The sequence below is a fragment of the Rhizobium sp. O111 genome, from assembly GCF_055616315.1.
On the sequence record NZ_JBSHXL010000001.1, the window covers coordinates 3817342 to 3830257 of the forward strand.

A 12916-nucleotide genomic window follows, 5' to 3' on the forward strand; every position below is an offset into this window, starting at 1 on the left:
CGCCGCCCGTCAGGCCGCGGCCTTCTGGTTGGCCGCCGAGGTGGCGAGCTTCGACAAGGTCTTGTCGGTAGCCGCCTCTTCCTGCAGCGTCTGGTCGAGCAGCGTCACCACGTCCTTCTTGCCGAGCGTCTGCGCCCAGGTCTTCAGCGTGCCGTAGCGGGCCATCTCGTAGTGCTCGACGGCCTGCGCCGAGGAGATCAGCCCGGCATCGATAGCCGGCGAACCCTTGAATTCCTCGATGATCTCTTCGCCTTCCGCGATGATCCCCTGGATCGCCTCGCAGGTCTTGCCCTGCGCCCGCTTGCCGATCAGTTCGAACACCTGCTGCAGCCGGTCGACATGGCCTTCCGTCTGCTCCTTGTGCGTCATGAATCCGGCTTTCAGCTCTTCCGATTGCGCCGCGCGCGCCATTTTCGGCAGCGCCTTGAGGATCTGCTTTTCCGCGTAGTAGATGTCCTTGAGCGTATCGTAGAACAGATCGTCGAGGTTCTTTTCCTTTGCCATGTCCCTTGTCCTTTGTCCCTGGCTCGTGGAAGCCGCGCCATGCGGCTTCGCAAGGAGAAGCTGGACGAAGGCTAATGGTTCCGATCATTTCGGGTGGCGATTTCCGGCCGATGCTGCAAACTTGCCGTCAGCAGGGGAGGGAGGACGCCGATGAAGAAGCCTGGATCAATGAAAGCACTGGAGGATCTGGGTCGGGCGCGGCTGTCGAAGAATTTCTTCCTGCGCGATTTCCTGCATTCCGAGATCGCCGATTTCTATCGCATCCCGAACATCCCCGACGATCCCCATCTGGCGATCGAAACCGGTAAGCGCCTGTGCGAGGAGCTGCTGGAACCCTTGCAGGAAACCTTCGGTCGCCTGCACATCCGCTCCGGCTACCGCTCGCCCGAGGTCAACCGTTTCGGTAACGTCAACAAGCTCAACTGCTCCACCAACGCCGCAACTGCCGCCCACCACATCTGGGACATGCGCGATGCCGATGGCTACATGGGTGCCGCGGCCTGCGTCGTCGTCCCCTGGGTGGTTGATCGCTACCACGCGCTTGAGGACTGGCAGCGGCTCGCCTGGTGGATCCACGACCATCTGCCCTATGCCTCGCTCTGCTTCTTCCCGAAACTATGGGCCTTCAACATCCAGTGGCACGAACGCCCGCGCCGGGTGATCCAGAGCTACATCAGCCCGCGCGGCATATTGACCAAGCCGGGGATGGAGAATTGGGAAGGGGAGCATTCGCAGTGGTATGAGGGGTTTCCGCCGCTCGAAAGTTGATCCGCTAGCAGATGTGGCCGTGAAGGGCGAAGCTTGAAGGCAAAAGCAAGACGGATTATCTTACATCCGTCTTACCTCTGGAATTCAAGCCATGGCGCACAGCGAAACCTTGATCACGACTGTCTCCACGAAGGGGCAGGTCATTCTTCCCAAGGCAATCCGCCAGCGGCGGGACTGGGAAGCCGGTACGCGTCTGATCGTTGAGGAAACGCCTGATGGCGTCCTGCTTAAGCGGGCCCCGGCGTTCGCGCCGACGCGACCGGAAGATGTTTTTGGCATGCTAGCCTACAAGGGAGAGCCGAAGACGCTTGAAGAGATGGACGCGGGGATCGCGGCCGAGGTTCGACGTCGTTATGATCGCAGTTGATACGAATATCGTCGTCCGATACCTGACCGGAGATCATCCGGAACAAGCGGCCCGCGCTCGCGAAATTATCAACGGCGAGCAGATTTTCGTTTCGACGACAGTCATACTGGAAGTCGGGTGGGTGCTGCGAAACAGCTACGCCTATACGCCGGCACGAGTTATCGCGGCGCTGACAGCATTCTGTGGTCTGCCTACCGTTGTGTTGCATGACGAGCAGATAATCTCGGCGGCACTTGAGCTCGCCGGTCAAAAAGCCGATCTCGCGGACGCGCTGCATTTCTGCGAAGCCAACCATTGCGAGGCTTTCCTAACGTTTGACCGGAAGTTCGTGAAGATCGCCAGGTCGGCCGGTTACGCATCGGTGCGAAATGCATAATGGCGCATTTCCGATAGCCCTGCGGCAGGATTAATCTGCCCACCTCAAAACAACGACTGCTGCACCGGCTTCGGCGGCGCGAGCTTCACGCCTTCCAGCTCCAACATCCGCGCCTTCGACACCGAGCCGCCGGGGGCCGAGAAGCCGCCGATCTTGTTGCCGGCGGCGAGAACGCGGTGGCAGGGGATGATCAGCGCGATGGGGTTCTTGGCCATGGCCTGGCCGACGTCGCGGGCGGCTTCGGGGCCGTGGCCGAGCTCTTTGGCGAGCGCGCCGTAGGTGGTCGTTTCGCCCCAGCGCAGGCGGCGGGCGGCGGCGTAGATGTCGCGGAAAAAATCGTCCTGGCCGGCGAGATCCAGCGCGAGATCGGAAAAGTCGATCGGCTCGCCCGCGAAGTAGCGCTTTACGGCGGCGATGGCTTCCGCGATGTCGGGCGTCGGAGTTGCCGGCTCGGCATCGGGGACGCGGCGGAGCAGCAGGCGTTCGGTGCCATCAGCGCTCGATGTCGGCAGCTGGAAGCGCGTGATGCCGATGGAGTTCCATGCGATGCCGCAGAAGCCGCCCTCGGTTTTGAAGATGGCGTAATGCTGTGCTTGTTGGGCCATGGGTCTCGCCTCCCGATATCGAAGCCTGTCGGCCGAAGGATCAGCCTCACCCAAAAATCGTGCCTGCCGGCCAGGAATTCAACCCGTTTCTTGCGCGCCGCGAATTTGCGGTCAGCCGCGCGCCTGGCGGGGCTCGGCCTCGTCTTGCGGCTGCTTTGCCAGATCCGGCCGCAATTTGGCGAAGACGGCGTCGAAGCCAGCGGCGATCTTTTGTGGCTCGTAGCGGCGCGCGGCCTCAAGGGCTGCGCGCGACAGCGCCGGGATGGCCTCGGGTTTCGCCGCCATGGCCGCGATCTCTGCGGCCAGCGCCTTGTCGTCGCCGGGATCGAAGAGATAGCCGTCCTTGCCGGGATCGATCGATTCAGGAATGCCGCCGGAGCGGGCGCCGATGACGGGGACGCCCTGCGCGAAGGCCTCGATCACCACGCGGCCGAAGGGCTCGCGAAAGAGCGAGGGCACGACCAGAACATCGATCTGAGGGAAGAAATCCTCGGGCTTGGTCCAGCCGAGGAACTTTGTATTTTCGCCGGGAAATTTCTGCGGCAGCGATTTCGAGTAATCGCTCTTGGCGCTGCCGGCGATGACGAAGCGGACGTTCTGGTCGTTCACCAGCCGGTGCGCGGCGCTGGCCAGCGTATCGAGGCCCTTCACCGGATCATGCACGCCGATGAAGCCGAAGCGCATCGGCCCCTCGGGCGGCTTGCGCGGTTCTCTCAGGGCGATCGGCGGGACGGCGCCGGGCACGCGGTGGGTGCTGGCGTTGGGGAAATAATCATGCTCGGTGTGGCGGCCGATGATGAAATCGGTCTCGCCGATCACGGCATCGACATAGCGCGAAAAGAATTTCTTGCCGTAGGAGGAGACCTGGCAGGAGGAACAGGCGCGCACGCAATTGTCGTCGCCGCGCCGCATGCTCGCCTTCCAGCAGAGGAGAAAGGCGCTGCGCAGGATATGGCAGACCGGCACGCCTGATCGTTTGGCGGCCGCCCAGGTGGCGACGTTAATGTTTTCGATGCTGTCGGTCAGCACGATATCCGGCTTGAAGCGTCGGATTTCGCGGCGCATGACGAGATAAGCGCGGGGATTGAAATTCTCCAGCGCGTGCCAGATCAGCTTCTTCCAGCCCGGCCGGGGAAGCCGGTAATTCCAGTCGATGTTCAGCGTCTTCAGGCGGTGCACGGGTACGCCGTCATAGACCTCGTGCTTGTCCTCGCCCGCGACGTTGACGACTTCGAGGTCGTGACCAGCCGCGATCAAGAGCTTGGCCACCATCATCGCCGAAATCGGGCCGCCGCCATCGATGAAGGGCGGAAAGGCCGCACAGGCCATCAAGATACGCATGTACAGTCTCCCGCCATCGATATTGAGTGTTCTTCTTTTGTTCTTGATTTCCTCAATTCACCTGCTACCATCCCTGCGTTCCCTGGATAGACAGAGGCGGGGCGGATGCTCCGGTGGTTGGTCATGCACGAACAGAACACGCAATCGTCCTTCGATTTCGCAAGCCGCAGGATGCACCCGAAATCGTCAAGATTTGGCAAAGAAACCCTGTTTTTCGCGATCCCGCCGGATCCCGAAGCGCGACAGGCCTGCCTGGAGATACAGGCGCGCCTGCAGCGCGAGCACGACGGCCTGCTCTCGCCCATGGCGCCCGAGCGGCTGCATGTCTCGCTCTACGGCGTCGCCAGCGCCGAGAAAATCAAGGACGAGATGATCTTCGCGGCTTGCCAGGCAGCGTCGGCGGTCGATGCCTGCCGGTTCGATCTCAGCTTCGACCATATCGCAACGTTCAGAACGGCATCGCGCAACGCCATCGTGCTCTCGGGCAATGGCGGTCGGGAACTGTTGCGACAGCTGCATATCCAGATCGGTATCGAGATGCATGCGATCGGCTGCGACCCGCATGTGAAAGCCGATTTCCAGCCGCATGCGACGCTGTTTTACGCCGACGAGACGGTGGCAAAGACCACGCTTGCGACGCCGGTCATCATGCCCGCGCGGGAGTTCGTGCTCCTGCACAAACGGCCGGGTGAGCCGACTTACGAGCATGTGGAAAGCTGGCCGCTCAGCGAACGCGGCTGACCGCTTGCCTCACACCTTGCCTCACGCATGGGAACACGCTTAAAGCTGCTGCAGCAATGACAGCAGCAGCGGAGACAAAGATGGATAGGTCCGAGATCATCATTTCAGGCGATACGGCGGGAATGGAGTGGCGGCTGCCGGTGCTGCGCTTCAAGGGCAGCGACCCGAAGGCGCCGAAGATCTATATCCAGGCGGCGCTGCATGCCAACGAGCTGCCGGGCACGGCGCTGGTGCATTTCCTCTGCGAGAAACTGCGCGCGGCCGAAAGCGCCGGCGAGATCCGCAGCGACATCACGATCGTGCCGCACGCCAATCCTGTTGGTGCGGCGCAATCGCATTTCGGCGAGCTGCAGGGCCGGTTCGATCTCGGCACGCGCACCAATTTCAACCGCGAGTTTCCGCTGATCTCGGTCAGGGATCGCGACGGGCTGGTGGCCGATCTCGACCGCTACAACGCCGTCGACCGGCTGAAGCGGCAGCTGATGCATATGGCGCTCGAAGCAGAGCTGGTGATCGACCTACATTGCGACGATGAATCGCTGCAATATGCCTATATCGACGAGGCCTTCTGGCCGGAAGCGGCCGATCTCGCCTCGGCACTCGACATGGAAGCGGTGCTCCTGTCGGATGGTGAAAGCTCGGCCTTCGAAGAGGCGATCGGCTATGCCTGGAAGCACGAAACACAGGAGAAGAAGACGCGGCTGCCAGGCAAGCTCTCGGTCACCGTCGAGCTTCGCGGCATGCGCGACGTCTACCCCGAGATGGCCAAGAAGGATGCCGAGGGGCTCTTCAACTTCCTTGCCGCGCGCGGCGCCATTGCTCATCAGGTTACGCTTGCGCCCTTTACCGGCCCTGCCGTGCCGCTCGACAATATCGAGATGATCCGCGCGCCTGAGGCCGGCACCGTGCTCTTCCATCGCGATATCGGCGAGGAGATCAAGGAAGGCGATCTGCTCGCGACCATCCTCACCCGACCAGGCATGGCCGATGGCGCGATCGAGGTGCGCGCGCCGCAGGCGGGGCTGATCGTCACCCGCACCTCGTCACGCCTGATGCGCCGCCGCGCCGACCTGATGAAGATTGCCTGCGGGGCGGCCAGCAAGGTTGTGCGCAAGCCGGGCGCGCTTGAGAACTGAGCGCCCGAGCATTGGGGCTGCGAACTGATTGGGAAGAACCGAATGACCGTCACCATCTATGGCATCAAGAACTGCGACACGATGAAGAAGGCCCGCACCTGGCTGGAAGAGCACGACGTCGCCCATGATTTCCACGACTACAAGGCGTCAGGTATCGACCGGGCGCATCTGGAGAAATGGACGCAGGAAGCGGGCTGGGAAACGGTGCTCAACCGCGCCGGCACGACCTTCCGCAAGCTGCCGGATGACGCCCGCGAAAACCTCGATCGCGAGAAGGCGATCGCGCTTATGCTGGAGCAGCCGTCGATGATCAAGCGGCCTGTGGTCGAAGCCGACGGCAAGCTTCTGGTGGGCTTCAAGCCGGATATCTACGGCGGGTTCTTCAAGGGCTGATCGGATGTCGAAGACGACGCGGGCGACGCAGGTTCTGGAAAAGGCGAAGGTGGCCTTCACCGTCCACACCTATGAGTACGATCCGAACGCCGAGCGCATCGGGCTGCAGGCGGCCGAAGCGATGGGCGAGGAGCCGCACCGCGTGTTGAAGACGCTGATGGCCGAGGTGGATGGCAAGCCTGTCTGCGTCGTCGTGCCCTCCGACCGCGAGGTCAGCATGAAAAAGCTCGCCGCCGCCTTCAGGGGCAAGTCGGCCAACATGATGAAGCCGGCGGATGCCGAGCGCCTGACCGGCTATCATGTCGGCGGCATCAGCCCCTTCGGCCAGAAGAAACTGGTTCCGACGGCGATCGAGGAAGCGGCAATGACTGAAGCCCTCGTCTACATGAATGGCGGGCAGCGCGGATTGCAGGTGCGGCTCGCGCCGAAGGATGCGCTCGACGTGTTGAACGCGACGGCGGCTGCGCTCATCGCCTGATTGTCTTCGAGCTTCAATTTCGCCGCAAAGGGGTCTAAGTCTGATGGCCTGTCCGTTCGTTTCAGAAGGTGATCGATCATGAACTACATGCCGCAGGGCGATAACGCCGTGGACCCCATCAAGCTCGACAAGCTCGCCGAAGTCGCCGTCAAGGTCGGGCTGCAGCTTCAGAGCGGCCAGGATCTCGTGATCACCGCGCCTGTCGTGGCGCTGCCGCTGGTGCGGCAGATCACCAAGCACGCCTATATGGCCGGCGCCGGCCTGGTCAGCGCCTTTTATTCCGACGAGGAATCGACGCTGGCGCGCTATCAATATGCCAATGACGCGAGCTTCGACCGGGCGTCCTCCTGGCTCTATGAGGGCATGGCGAAGGCCTATGCGAACGGGGCGGCGCGGCTCGCCGTTGCCGGCGACAATCCGATGATGCTCTCCGAGCAGGACCCCGCCAAGGTCGGCCGCGCCAACCGGGCGATGTCGACGGCTTACAAGCCGGCGCTCGAGAAGATCTCCAATTTCGACATCAACTGGAACATCGTCTCCTATCCGAACCCGGCCTGGGCCAAGCTGGTGTTCCCCAATGATCCCGAGCCGATCGCGGTCGCCAAGCTTGCCAAGGCGATCTTCGCCGCCTCGCGCGTCGACGTCGAAGACCCGATCACCGCCTGGGCGGAGCATAACGCCAATCTTGCGAAGCGCTCGAGCTGGCTGAACGGCGAGCGGTTCTCGGCGCTGCATTTCACCGGCCCGGGCACGGATCTGACGGTCGGTCTCGCCGATGGCCATGAGTGGCACGGCGGCGCTTCCACCGCCAAGAACGGCATTACCTGCAACCCGAACATCCCGACCGAAGAAGTGTTCACGACGCCGCATGCGCTGCGCGTCGAGGGTTACGTGTCGAGCACCAAGCCGCTGTCGCACCAGGGCACGCTGATCGACAATATCCGCGTGAAGTTCGAGGGCGGCCGGATCGTCGAGGCGAAGGCGTCGCGCGGCGAAGAGGTGCTGAACAAGGTGCTCGATACGGATGAAGGCGCACGCCGGCTCGGCGAAGTGGCGCTGGTGCCGCATTCCTCGCCGATTTCGGCCAGCGGCATCCTGTTCTACAACACGCTGTTCGACGAAAACGCCTCGTGCCACATCGCGCTCGGCCAGTGCTATTCCAAGTGCTTCCTCGATGGCGCGAAGCTTACCCAGGAGCAGATCAAGGCGCAGGGCGGCAATTCCAGCCTGATCCACATCGACTGGATGATCGGCTCCGACAAGGTCGATATCGACGGCATCAGGGCCGATGGCTCGAAGGTTCCCGTCATGCGGCAGGGCGAGTGGGCGTAACGGTCCAAGCCACTTCACGCATAGACCGGCCGGGTTTACCCGGCCGGAATTCTGGGTCAGCGGTAGTAGATCACGTGGCCGCCGTTCAGCGCGCGCTGCACCTGGATGACATTCTTCAGCGCGATGCCGCGATCGGCGATCGCCTGCATCAGGTGCCTGTCGGCGCTGACGGTTGCCTGCGCCTCGCGGATCCCTGATGGCATGGGGTGGCGCAGCGAGAGTGGCAGGGATTGCTCGCGCTGCGACAGGGAGGTGATGCGGATGGCGGTGACGCTGTCGTTATAGGCCTTGCCGAAAATGAACTCGGACACTTTCGACTGGCCCGCCAGCGCCGGCGCGACAGGCAATGCGCCAGCGAGTGCACCGGCAAGGGCGCCGACCATCAGAAGAGCGGGCAAGATTCTTTTCAAGGTATTTCTCCAGGTCGCATCATGAAGCGGCTGAAATCGCCGCGCCTTTGCTTCCACATAGGCGTTTTGCCGCATTTTTTAAACGCCCGGCCGAGGGCGTCGCGACCAATATTTGGTGATCGACGCGTAAGAACGTGCCCTATGTCGGCAAGATCAAAACAGGCTGCCCTGCTTCGGCGGTGCCGCGGGATCGGCTGCCTTTGGTTCCGAGGTTTTGCTGCCGCGCTTTCTGGCGCCGGCCGGCGGCTCGCCGCCCTCGGTGGTGATCGCGCCGATGCGGCCATCGGAGAATTCGATCGAGATGCCTGAGCCCGCCGACAACATCGCTGCCTCGGAAACCGGGCGGTTGTCCTCGTCGCGAATGACGGCATAGCCGCGCTTCAGCACGTTCTTGTAGGAGAGCGATTGCAGCATGCGCTCCTGCGCCGAAAGCTCGCCGCGCGCCCGCACCAGCTGGTGGCGCACCGCCGTGTCGGCGCTGCGCGAGAGATTGGCGAGGCGGTCGCGCATGCGCGATGTCTGGCTCTTCAGCCGCGATGGCAGCGAGGCGAGTGCCGCGTCGGCGCGGCCGATGCGCGATTTCGAGCGATCGATCAGCCGTTCCACGGTGCGCTCCGCCCGCGTCATGCGTTCAGCCAGCATCTGGCGGCGCTCGGCGATCCGGTTCGACAGCATGTCGGGACGCAAATGCGCCGCCGTGCGCTCGAAGCTGCGGCGCTTGTTCAAGGTGTTGAGTTCGAGGCCACGGCCAAGGCCTGACGCGGCCTCGTCGAAGCGGCGGCGCGGCAAAGCGAGAAGTTGGTCGAGCGAGGGCAGTGCGCGCATCAGCGCCCGCACCTGCTGCCGGCGCTGGTCCATCTGCCGCAGCGTGCTGCCCTGCAGCCGGGCCGCAAGACCCGAGAGCTGCGCCTCAAGCTCCGCCTTGACCGGCACCGCCATTTCGGCGGCCCCCGTCGGCGTCGGGGCGCGAACATCGGCTGCGTAGTCGATCAGCGTCCAGTCGGTTTCGTGGCCGACCGCCGAGATCAGCGGGATCCGGCTTTCGGCGGCGGCGCGCACCACGATCTCGTCGTTGAAGCTCCAGAGATCCTCGAGGCTGCCGCCGCCGCGCGCGACGATCAGCACGTCTGGACGCGGCGTTGGCCCATCGGGCGCGAAACTGTTGAAGCCGCGAATGGCGTTCGCCACTTCCTCGCCCGAGCCCTCGCCCTGCACCTTCACCGGCCAGACGACGACATGCACGGGGAAGCGATCGGAGATGCGGTGCAGGATATCGCGGATGACGGCGCCTGTGGGCGAGGTCACCACGCCGATGACGCGGGGCATGAAGGGCAGCGGCCGCTTGCGGGCGGGATCGAACAAGCCCTCGGCGCCAAGCTTGCGCTTGCGCTCCTCGATCAACGCCATCAGCGCGCCGGCGCCGGCCGGCTCCAGCGTCTCGATGACGATCTGATATTTGGAGGAGCCCGGGAAGGTGGTGATCTTGCCGGTCGCGATCACTTCCATCCCCTCTTCGGGGCGGACTTTCAGGCGCGAAAAGCTCGTCTTCCAGACCACGGCGTCGATGCGGGCGCGGTCGTCCTTCAGCGAGAAATAGGCGTGTCCCGACGAGTGCGGGCCGCGATAGCCGGAGATCTCGCCGCGCACGCGCACCTGGTCGAAGGCTGTCTCGACGGTCCGCTTGATCGAACCCGACAGTTCCGACACCGAATATTCGGTGAGATTGCTCGGCGAATCATTGTCGAAGAAGCTGCTCATAAGGCTGTTCTAGCCGAAGAAGAGCGCAAAGGCAGCCCCGTGCGCGGGGAGGTTTTTCGTTCGCGGACTCTGTCCGATGCTGCGTCTCAACGAAAACAATCTCGCTGTTTCAAGAGCTTGACGGATCGGCAGGACAGCACGACGTCTGAAGCCCGCGCGCGATTTTCCCCGTTTTGCATGGTGGCACCATGATTGCGGAAGAAAACCAAGGAGCTTCCAATGTCCGATCGCTTTGCATCCCACACACCCTCGCTCACAGGCCCCGCCAGCACCGGCTTTCCGATCACGCCCGACGACACGCTGGCGCTGCCCGAGACCACGCGCGCGCTTTATGTCGGCGGTGGCGGCACTCTCGCGGTGGAGATGGCATCAGGCGCGGTGCTGACCTTCGAGGGCGTGGGCGACGGCGTGCTTTTGCCGCTGCGCGTGTCGCGCGTGCGCGCATCCGGCACCACGGCGAGCGGTCTCATCGGCCTCGTTTGAGTTTTCCGGAGATGTTTTTCGTGCAAGCCAAATATATGGAACCGCGAATATTGCCGGTGCGTTAATTGTTCGTCAAAGCCAGCGGACGTATAGTGAGGTGATTCGGGAGACCCTGATGATTGCTCTGACCGCAACAGCAATTGGCATCGCAACCGCGCCGATGCGCAACATCTTTTCCATGGTTCTCGTGGGCTTGCTCATCTGCGGAAGCTATATCTGTGCGGCGCTTTTCGGGCCGACCTCGATCATCGATCTCGCCGTCGCCATCCTCTTCTACAATATCAGCCTGCTCGCCTGCCTCGCAGGACTGCACCTGATCGGGCGCGCCCGCAAGAGAGCGCGCCTCGTTTAACTTCCGTCACGATCCACCGATAGTTACGATCCGCTAGGCACGTAGCGGAAGAACTGCACCGGCGAGCCCTCCTGCTTCGGCAGCGGCTGCAGGTAGGACGGGACATTGCCCTTTTCCAGCTGTGCGTAGAGACCATCCGGCTTCATCTTGGCGATCTCGCGGGTCTGCGCGAAATCGGGGCAGAAGGCGAGCGTCGTCACGCCGGTGCCGCGGATGAAGGCTTCCGCATCGGCAGGCGTCGCAAGGCCGATATGCAGCTCGGTAAGCATGCCGCCCTGGTTGCGGTGGTACGGCGCGGAAAGGATGCGGTTTTGCGTGAAGCGCAGGATATGAACGCCCATGTCCGAGGGTGCGGAGACGAGGCCGGGCGCTATCGACGCCAGCGGCGCAACCACCTCGGGCGAGGCGCAGGTGAGCTTTTCCTTGGCCTCGGCCAATTCGGCCTGGGTGTTGTCCAGACGCGAGCCGATGAAGCCGCCGACCAGCCCCCAGACCGAGGCGACGCTCAGGAGCACGGTCAGGATATAGCTCAGCGCGGCGGCGCCATTTTCCCGATCGGCATTGGAGACGCGGCGTATGTCGATGATCAGCAGCGCCAGCGGGAAGACGGCGAGCTGGTTGGCGAAGGTCGAGCCGCGAACCTGGACGAGCGAGATCCCGAAGCTGATGCCAAGCAGGCAGAGCAGGATGAGATGGATGCGGACGCGATCGGCATGGAAAAGCCGGAAGACGCAGACGGCGATGCCGAACAGGCCCGTCGCGTAGAAGAAGCCGAGCGTATAGGGATCCTGCCGCATTGCGCCGAAGATCGACTGCGCTTCCTGGACATTGTTGAGCCAGAGATCGATCAGCATCGGGTCAAGATCGGCGAGCGGATTGCGCAGGCATTGCGGGGCGATGATCAGAGCCGAGGCCATAACGCCGGCCCCCACGCCCGCAAGGGCCACGAAGCGCAGGCCGCGTCCGAGACCGCTGGCGAAGGCCGCGGCAAACAGGAGCAGACCGCCGCCGATGGCAGCGAGGCTATAATAGCCGAGTGAGAGGTTGTCGCAGGTCACGGCTGGATAAAGCCGCGGCGGCACCGTGCCGAAGAAGAATAGGCTGATCGACAGCGCGAGCGTCAGGCCGAAGGCCTTGGCGGCGGGCGCAAAGGGCTTTCCTTCCCAGGCCCAGGCCAGCGAGACGACAAGGCAGACGCCGGCGACGAAGGGCGTGGTCTCGGCGCCAATCGCAATCGCCAGTGCGGCTGAAAAGCCAGCGATCGCGTAGCTCAGCGGCCGGTTATCCTCATCGAGCAGCATCGCCGTCATGATCGCCACGAGGGCGAACTGGACATTGTGATGATCGATGGAGCCGGGCAGGAAGCGGTTGCTGGCAAGTAGCAGGAAGACCGTGAACCCCAGCGCGATATGCATGCCGAACACGCCGCCGACGCGCCGGCCGGCAAGCCCCATGCCCCAGAGGCTCGGAACGACGAGCGAGAGCGGCCAGACGAGCAATGCCGCGGCTTCTGCCCGCTGCTCGGACAGGAAGAGCGAGAAGAACTTGATCAGCGTGGCGATCGGAAGGTCGATCACCCGCGACCAGTGCATCAGCGTGCCGTTGCCCAGCCCCATGCGATACTGCATGAGATCGAACCAGCCCTGTCCGTTCAGGAAATCGCGAACCTCGACGAGGCGCATGACATCGTCATTGTCGGCACCGACATAGTCCTTCGCATTCGGCAGGCGAAGCGCGACGATCGCGATTATCAGCAGCACGCTGTAGAAGAGGACGGAAGGCCAGAGCCGCGTCGCCTGCAATTGCAGCCTTTCGCGCAGGGACATGGATGTTGGTTCGCCAGTCATCGGGGCAACAGTCGCCATGAAGCAG

The 12916-nt window shown here is 63.2% G+C and carries 16 protein-coding genes; 10 read left to right on the top strand and 6 right to left on the bottom strand.

Annotated features, from left to right (window positions below; translation table 11 throughout):
* Window positions 1–9: 9 nt before the first annotated feature.
* Window positions 10–504 carry a YciE/YciF ferroxidase family protein gene (locus ACVTFQ_RS19020; RefSeq protein ID WP_047506830.1) on the bottom strand — a complete coding sequence of 165 codons (495 nt, stop codon included), beginning with the start codon at window positions 502–504 and terminating at the stop codon, window positions 10–12.
* Window positions 505–654: 150 nt separating this feature from the next.
* On the opposite strand from ACVTFQ_RS19020, the gene ACVTFQ_RS19025 reads away from it, so the two are divergent.
* From ACVTFQ_RS19025 to ACVTFQ_RS19035, 3 genes are all read left to right on the top strand, one after another.
* Window positions 655–1272, top strand: a complete 618-nt coding sequence (locus ACVTFQ_RS19025; protein ID WP_111563168.1) for a hypothetical protein — start codon at window positions 655–657, stop codon at window positions 1270–1272.
* Window positions 1273–1363: 91 nt separating this feature from the next.
* Window positions 1364–1639, top strand: a complete 276-nt coding sequence (locus ACVTFQ_RS19030) for an AbrB/MazE/SpoVT family DNA-binding domain-containing protein (RefSeq protein ID WP_111563169.1) — start codon at window positions 1364–1366, stop codon at window positions 1637–1639.
* Complete coding sequence (locus ACVTFQ_RS19035) at window positions 1626–2015, top strand: type II toxin-antitoxin system VapC family toxin (RefSeq protein ID WP_111563170.1); 390 nt, start codon at window positions 1626–1628, stop codon at window positions 2013–2015. The genes ACVTFQ_RS19030 and ACVTFQ_RS19035 overlap by 14 nt, the downstream gene beginning before the upstream one ends.
* A gap of 44 nt (window positions 2016–2059) precedes the next feature.
* Here the strand turns inward: ACVTFQ_RS19035 and ACVTFQ_RS19040 are convergent, their stop codons facing one another.
* Both ACVTFQ_RS19040 and ACVTFQ_RS19045 read right to left on the bottom strand, forming a co-directional pair.
* Window positions 2060–2620, bottom strand: coding sequence for a methylated-DNA--[protein]-cysteine S-methyltransferase (locus tag ACVTFQ_RS19040; RefSeq protein ID WP_111563171.1), 561 nt, complete (start codon window positions 2618–2620; stop codon window positions 2060–2062).
* 111 nt (window positions 2621–2731) lie between these two features.
* On the bottom strand, window positions 2732–3961 hold the full coding sequence (locus ACVTFQ_RS19045) for a glycosyltransferase (protein ID WP_111563172.1): 1230 nt from the start codon (window positions 3959–3961) through the stop codon (window positions 2732–2734).
* 123 nt (window positions 3962–4084) lie between these two features.
* Between ACVTFQ_RS19045 and ACVTFQ_RS19050 the strand changes: the two genes are divergently transcribed.
* From ACVTFQ_RS19050 to ACVTFQ_RS19070, 5 genes are all read left to right on the top strand, one after another.
* On the top strand, window positions 4085–4702 hold the full coding sequence (locus ACVTFQ_RS19050) for a 2'-5' RNA ligase family protein (protein WP_111563173.1): 618 nt from the start codon (window positions 4085–4087) through the stop codon (window positions 4700–4702).
* Window positions 4703–4758: 56 nt separating this feature from the next.
* Complete coding sequence (locus ACVTFQ_RS19055; protein ID WP_409527882.1) at window positions 4759–5838, top strand: succinylglutamate desuccinylase/aspartoacylase family protein; 1080 nt, start codon at window positions 4759–4761, stop codon at window positions 5836–5838.
* 42 nt (window positions 5839–5880) lie between these two features.
* Complete coding sequence (locus ACVTFQ_RS19060; RefSeq protein WP_111563175.1) at window positions 5881–6231, top strand: ArsC family reductase; 351 nt, start codon at window positions 5881–5883, stop codon at window positions 6229–6231.
* Between the two features lie 4 nt (window positions 6232–6235).
* On the top strand, window positions 6236–6709 hold the full coding sequence (gene ybaK, locus ACVTFQ_RS19065) for a Cys-tRNA(Pro) deacylase (protein ID WP_111563176.1): 474 nt from the start codon (window positions 6236–6238) through the stop codon (window positions 6707–6709).
* A 78-nt stretch (window positions 6710–6787) separates the two neighbouring features.
* A complete protein-coding gene (locus tag ACVTFQ_RS19070) occupies window positions 6788–8041 on the top strand; it encodes an aminopeptidase (RefSeq protein ID WP_111563177.1) in 1254 nt (417 codons plus the stop codon).
* Window positions 8042–8097: 56 nt separating this feature from the next.
* Here the strand turns inward: ACVTFQ_RS19070 and ACVTFQ_RS19075 are convergent, their stop codons facing one another.
* Window positions 8098–8451 (bottom strand): hypothetical protein, encoded by a 354-nt coding sequence (locus ACVTFQ_RS19075; protein ID WP_146618498.1) that lies wholly within the window; start codon window positions 8449–8451, stop codon window positions 8098–8100.
* A 153-nt stretch (window positions 8452–8604) separates the two neighbouring features.
* Window positions 8605–10209 (bottom strand): exodeoxyribonuclease VII large subunit, encoded by a 1605-nt coding sequence (gene xseA / locus ACVTFQ_RS19080; protein WP_111563179.1) that lies wholly within the window; start codon window positions 10207–10209, stop codon window positions 8605–8607.
* Window positions 10210–10428: 219 nt separating this feature from the next.
* On the opposite strand from xseA, the gene ACVTFQ_RS19085 reads away from it, so the two are divergent.
* Complete coding sequence (locus ACVTFQ_RS19085) at window positions 10429–10692, top strand: spike base protein, RCAP_Rcc01079 family (protein WP_111563180.1); 264 nt, start codon at window positions 10429–10431, stop codon at window positions 10690–10692.
* 115 nt (window positions 10693–10807) lie between these two features.
* Window positions 10808–11044: a hypothetical protein gene (locus ACVTFQ_RS19090; protein WP_111563181.1), complete on the top strand. Its 237-nt coding sequence runs from the start codon at window positions 10808–10810 to the stop codon at window positions 11042–11044.
* Between the two features lie 23 nt (window positions 11045–11067).
* Here the strand turns inward: ACVTFQ_RS19090 and ACVTFQ_RS19095 are convergent, their stop codons facing one another.
* Entirely contained in the window at window positions 11068–12870 is a 1803-nt protein-coding gene (locus tag ACVTFQ_RS19095; RefSeq protein ID WP_111563182.1) for a hypothetical protein, read from the bottom strand.
* Window positions 12871–12916: the final 46 nt, after the last annotated feature.

Coding starts and splice junctions, on each gene's coding strand:
- ACVTFQ_RS19020 (WP_047506830.1), bottom strand. CDS start 504: ATGGCAAAGGAAAAGAACCTCGACGATCTGTTCTACGATACGCTCAAG.
- ACVTFQ_RS19025 (WP_111563168.1), top strand. CDS start 655: ATGAAGAAGCCTGGATCAATGAAAGCACTGGAGGATCTGGGTCGGGCG.
- ACVTFQ_RS19030 (WP_111563169.1), top strand. CDS start 1,364: ATGGCGCACAGCGAAACCTTGATCACGACTGTCTCCACGAAGGGGCAG.
- ACVTFQ_RS19035 (WP_111563170.1), top strand. CDS start 1,626: ATGATCGCAGTTGATACGAATATCGTCGTCCGATACCTGACCGGAGAT.
- ACVTFQ_RS19040 (WP_111563171.1), bottom strand. CDS start 2,620: ATGGCCCAACAAGCACAGCATTACGCCATCTTCAAAACCGAGGGCGGC.
- ACVTFQ_RS19045 (WP_111563172.1), bottom strand. CDS start 3,961: ATGCGTATCTTGATGGCCTGTGCGGCCTTTCCGCCCTTCATCGATGGC.
- ACVTFQ_RS19050 (WP_111563173.1), top strand. CDS start 4,085: ATGCACGAACAGAACACGCAATCGTCCTTCGATTTCGCAAGCCGCAGG.
- ACVTFQ_RS19055 (WP_409527882.1), top strand. CDS start 4,759: ATGACAGCAGCAGCGGAGACAAAGATGGATAGGTCCGAGATCATCATT.
- ACVTFQ_RS19060 (WP_111563175.1), top strand. CDS start 5,881: ATGACCGTCACCATCTATGGCATCAAGAACTGCGACACGATGAAGAAG.
- ybaK (WP_111563176.1), top strand. CDS start 6,236: ATGTCGAAGACGACGCGGGCGACGCAGGTTCTGGAAAAGGCGAAGGTG.
- ACVTFQ_RS19070 (WP_111563177.1), top strand. CDS start 6,788: ATGAACTACATGCCGCAGGGCGATAACGCCGTGGACCCCATCAAGCTC.
- xseA (WP_111563179.1), bottom strand. CDS start 10,209: ATGAGCAGCTTCTTCGACAATGATTCGCCGAGCAATCTCACCGAATAT.
- ACVTFQ_RS19085 (WP_111563180.1), top strand. CDS start 10,429: ATGTCCGATCGCTTTGCATCCCACACACCCTCGCTCACAGGCCCCGCC.
- ACVTFQ_RS19090 (WP_111563181.1), top strand. CDS start 10,808: ATGATTGCTCTGACCGCAACAGCAATTGGCATCGCAACCGCGCCGATG.
- ACVTFQ_RS19095 (WP_111563182.1), bottom strand. CDS start 12,870: ATGTCCCTGCGCGAAAGGCTGCAATTGCAGGCGACGCGGCTCTGGCCT.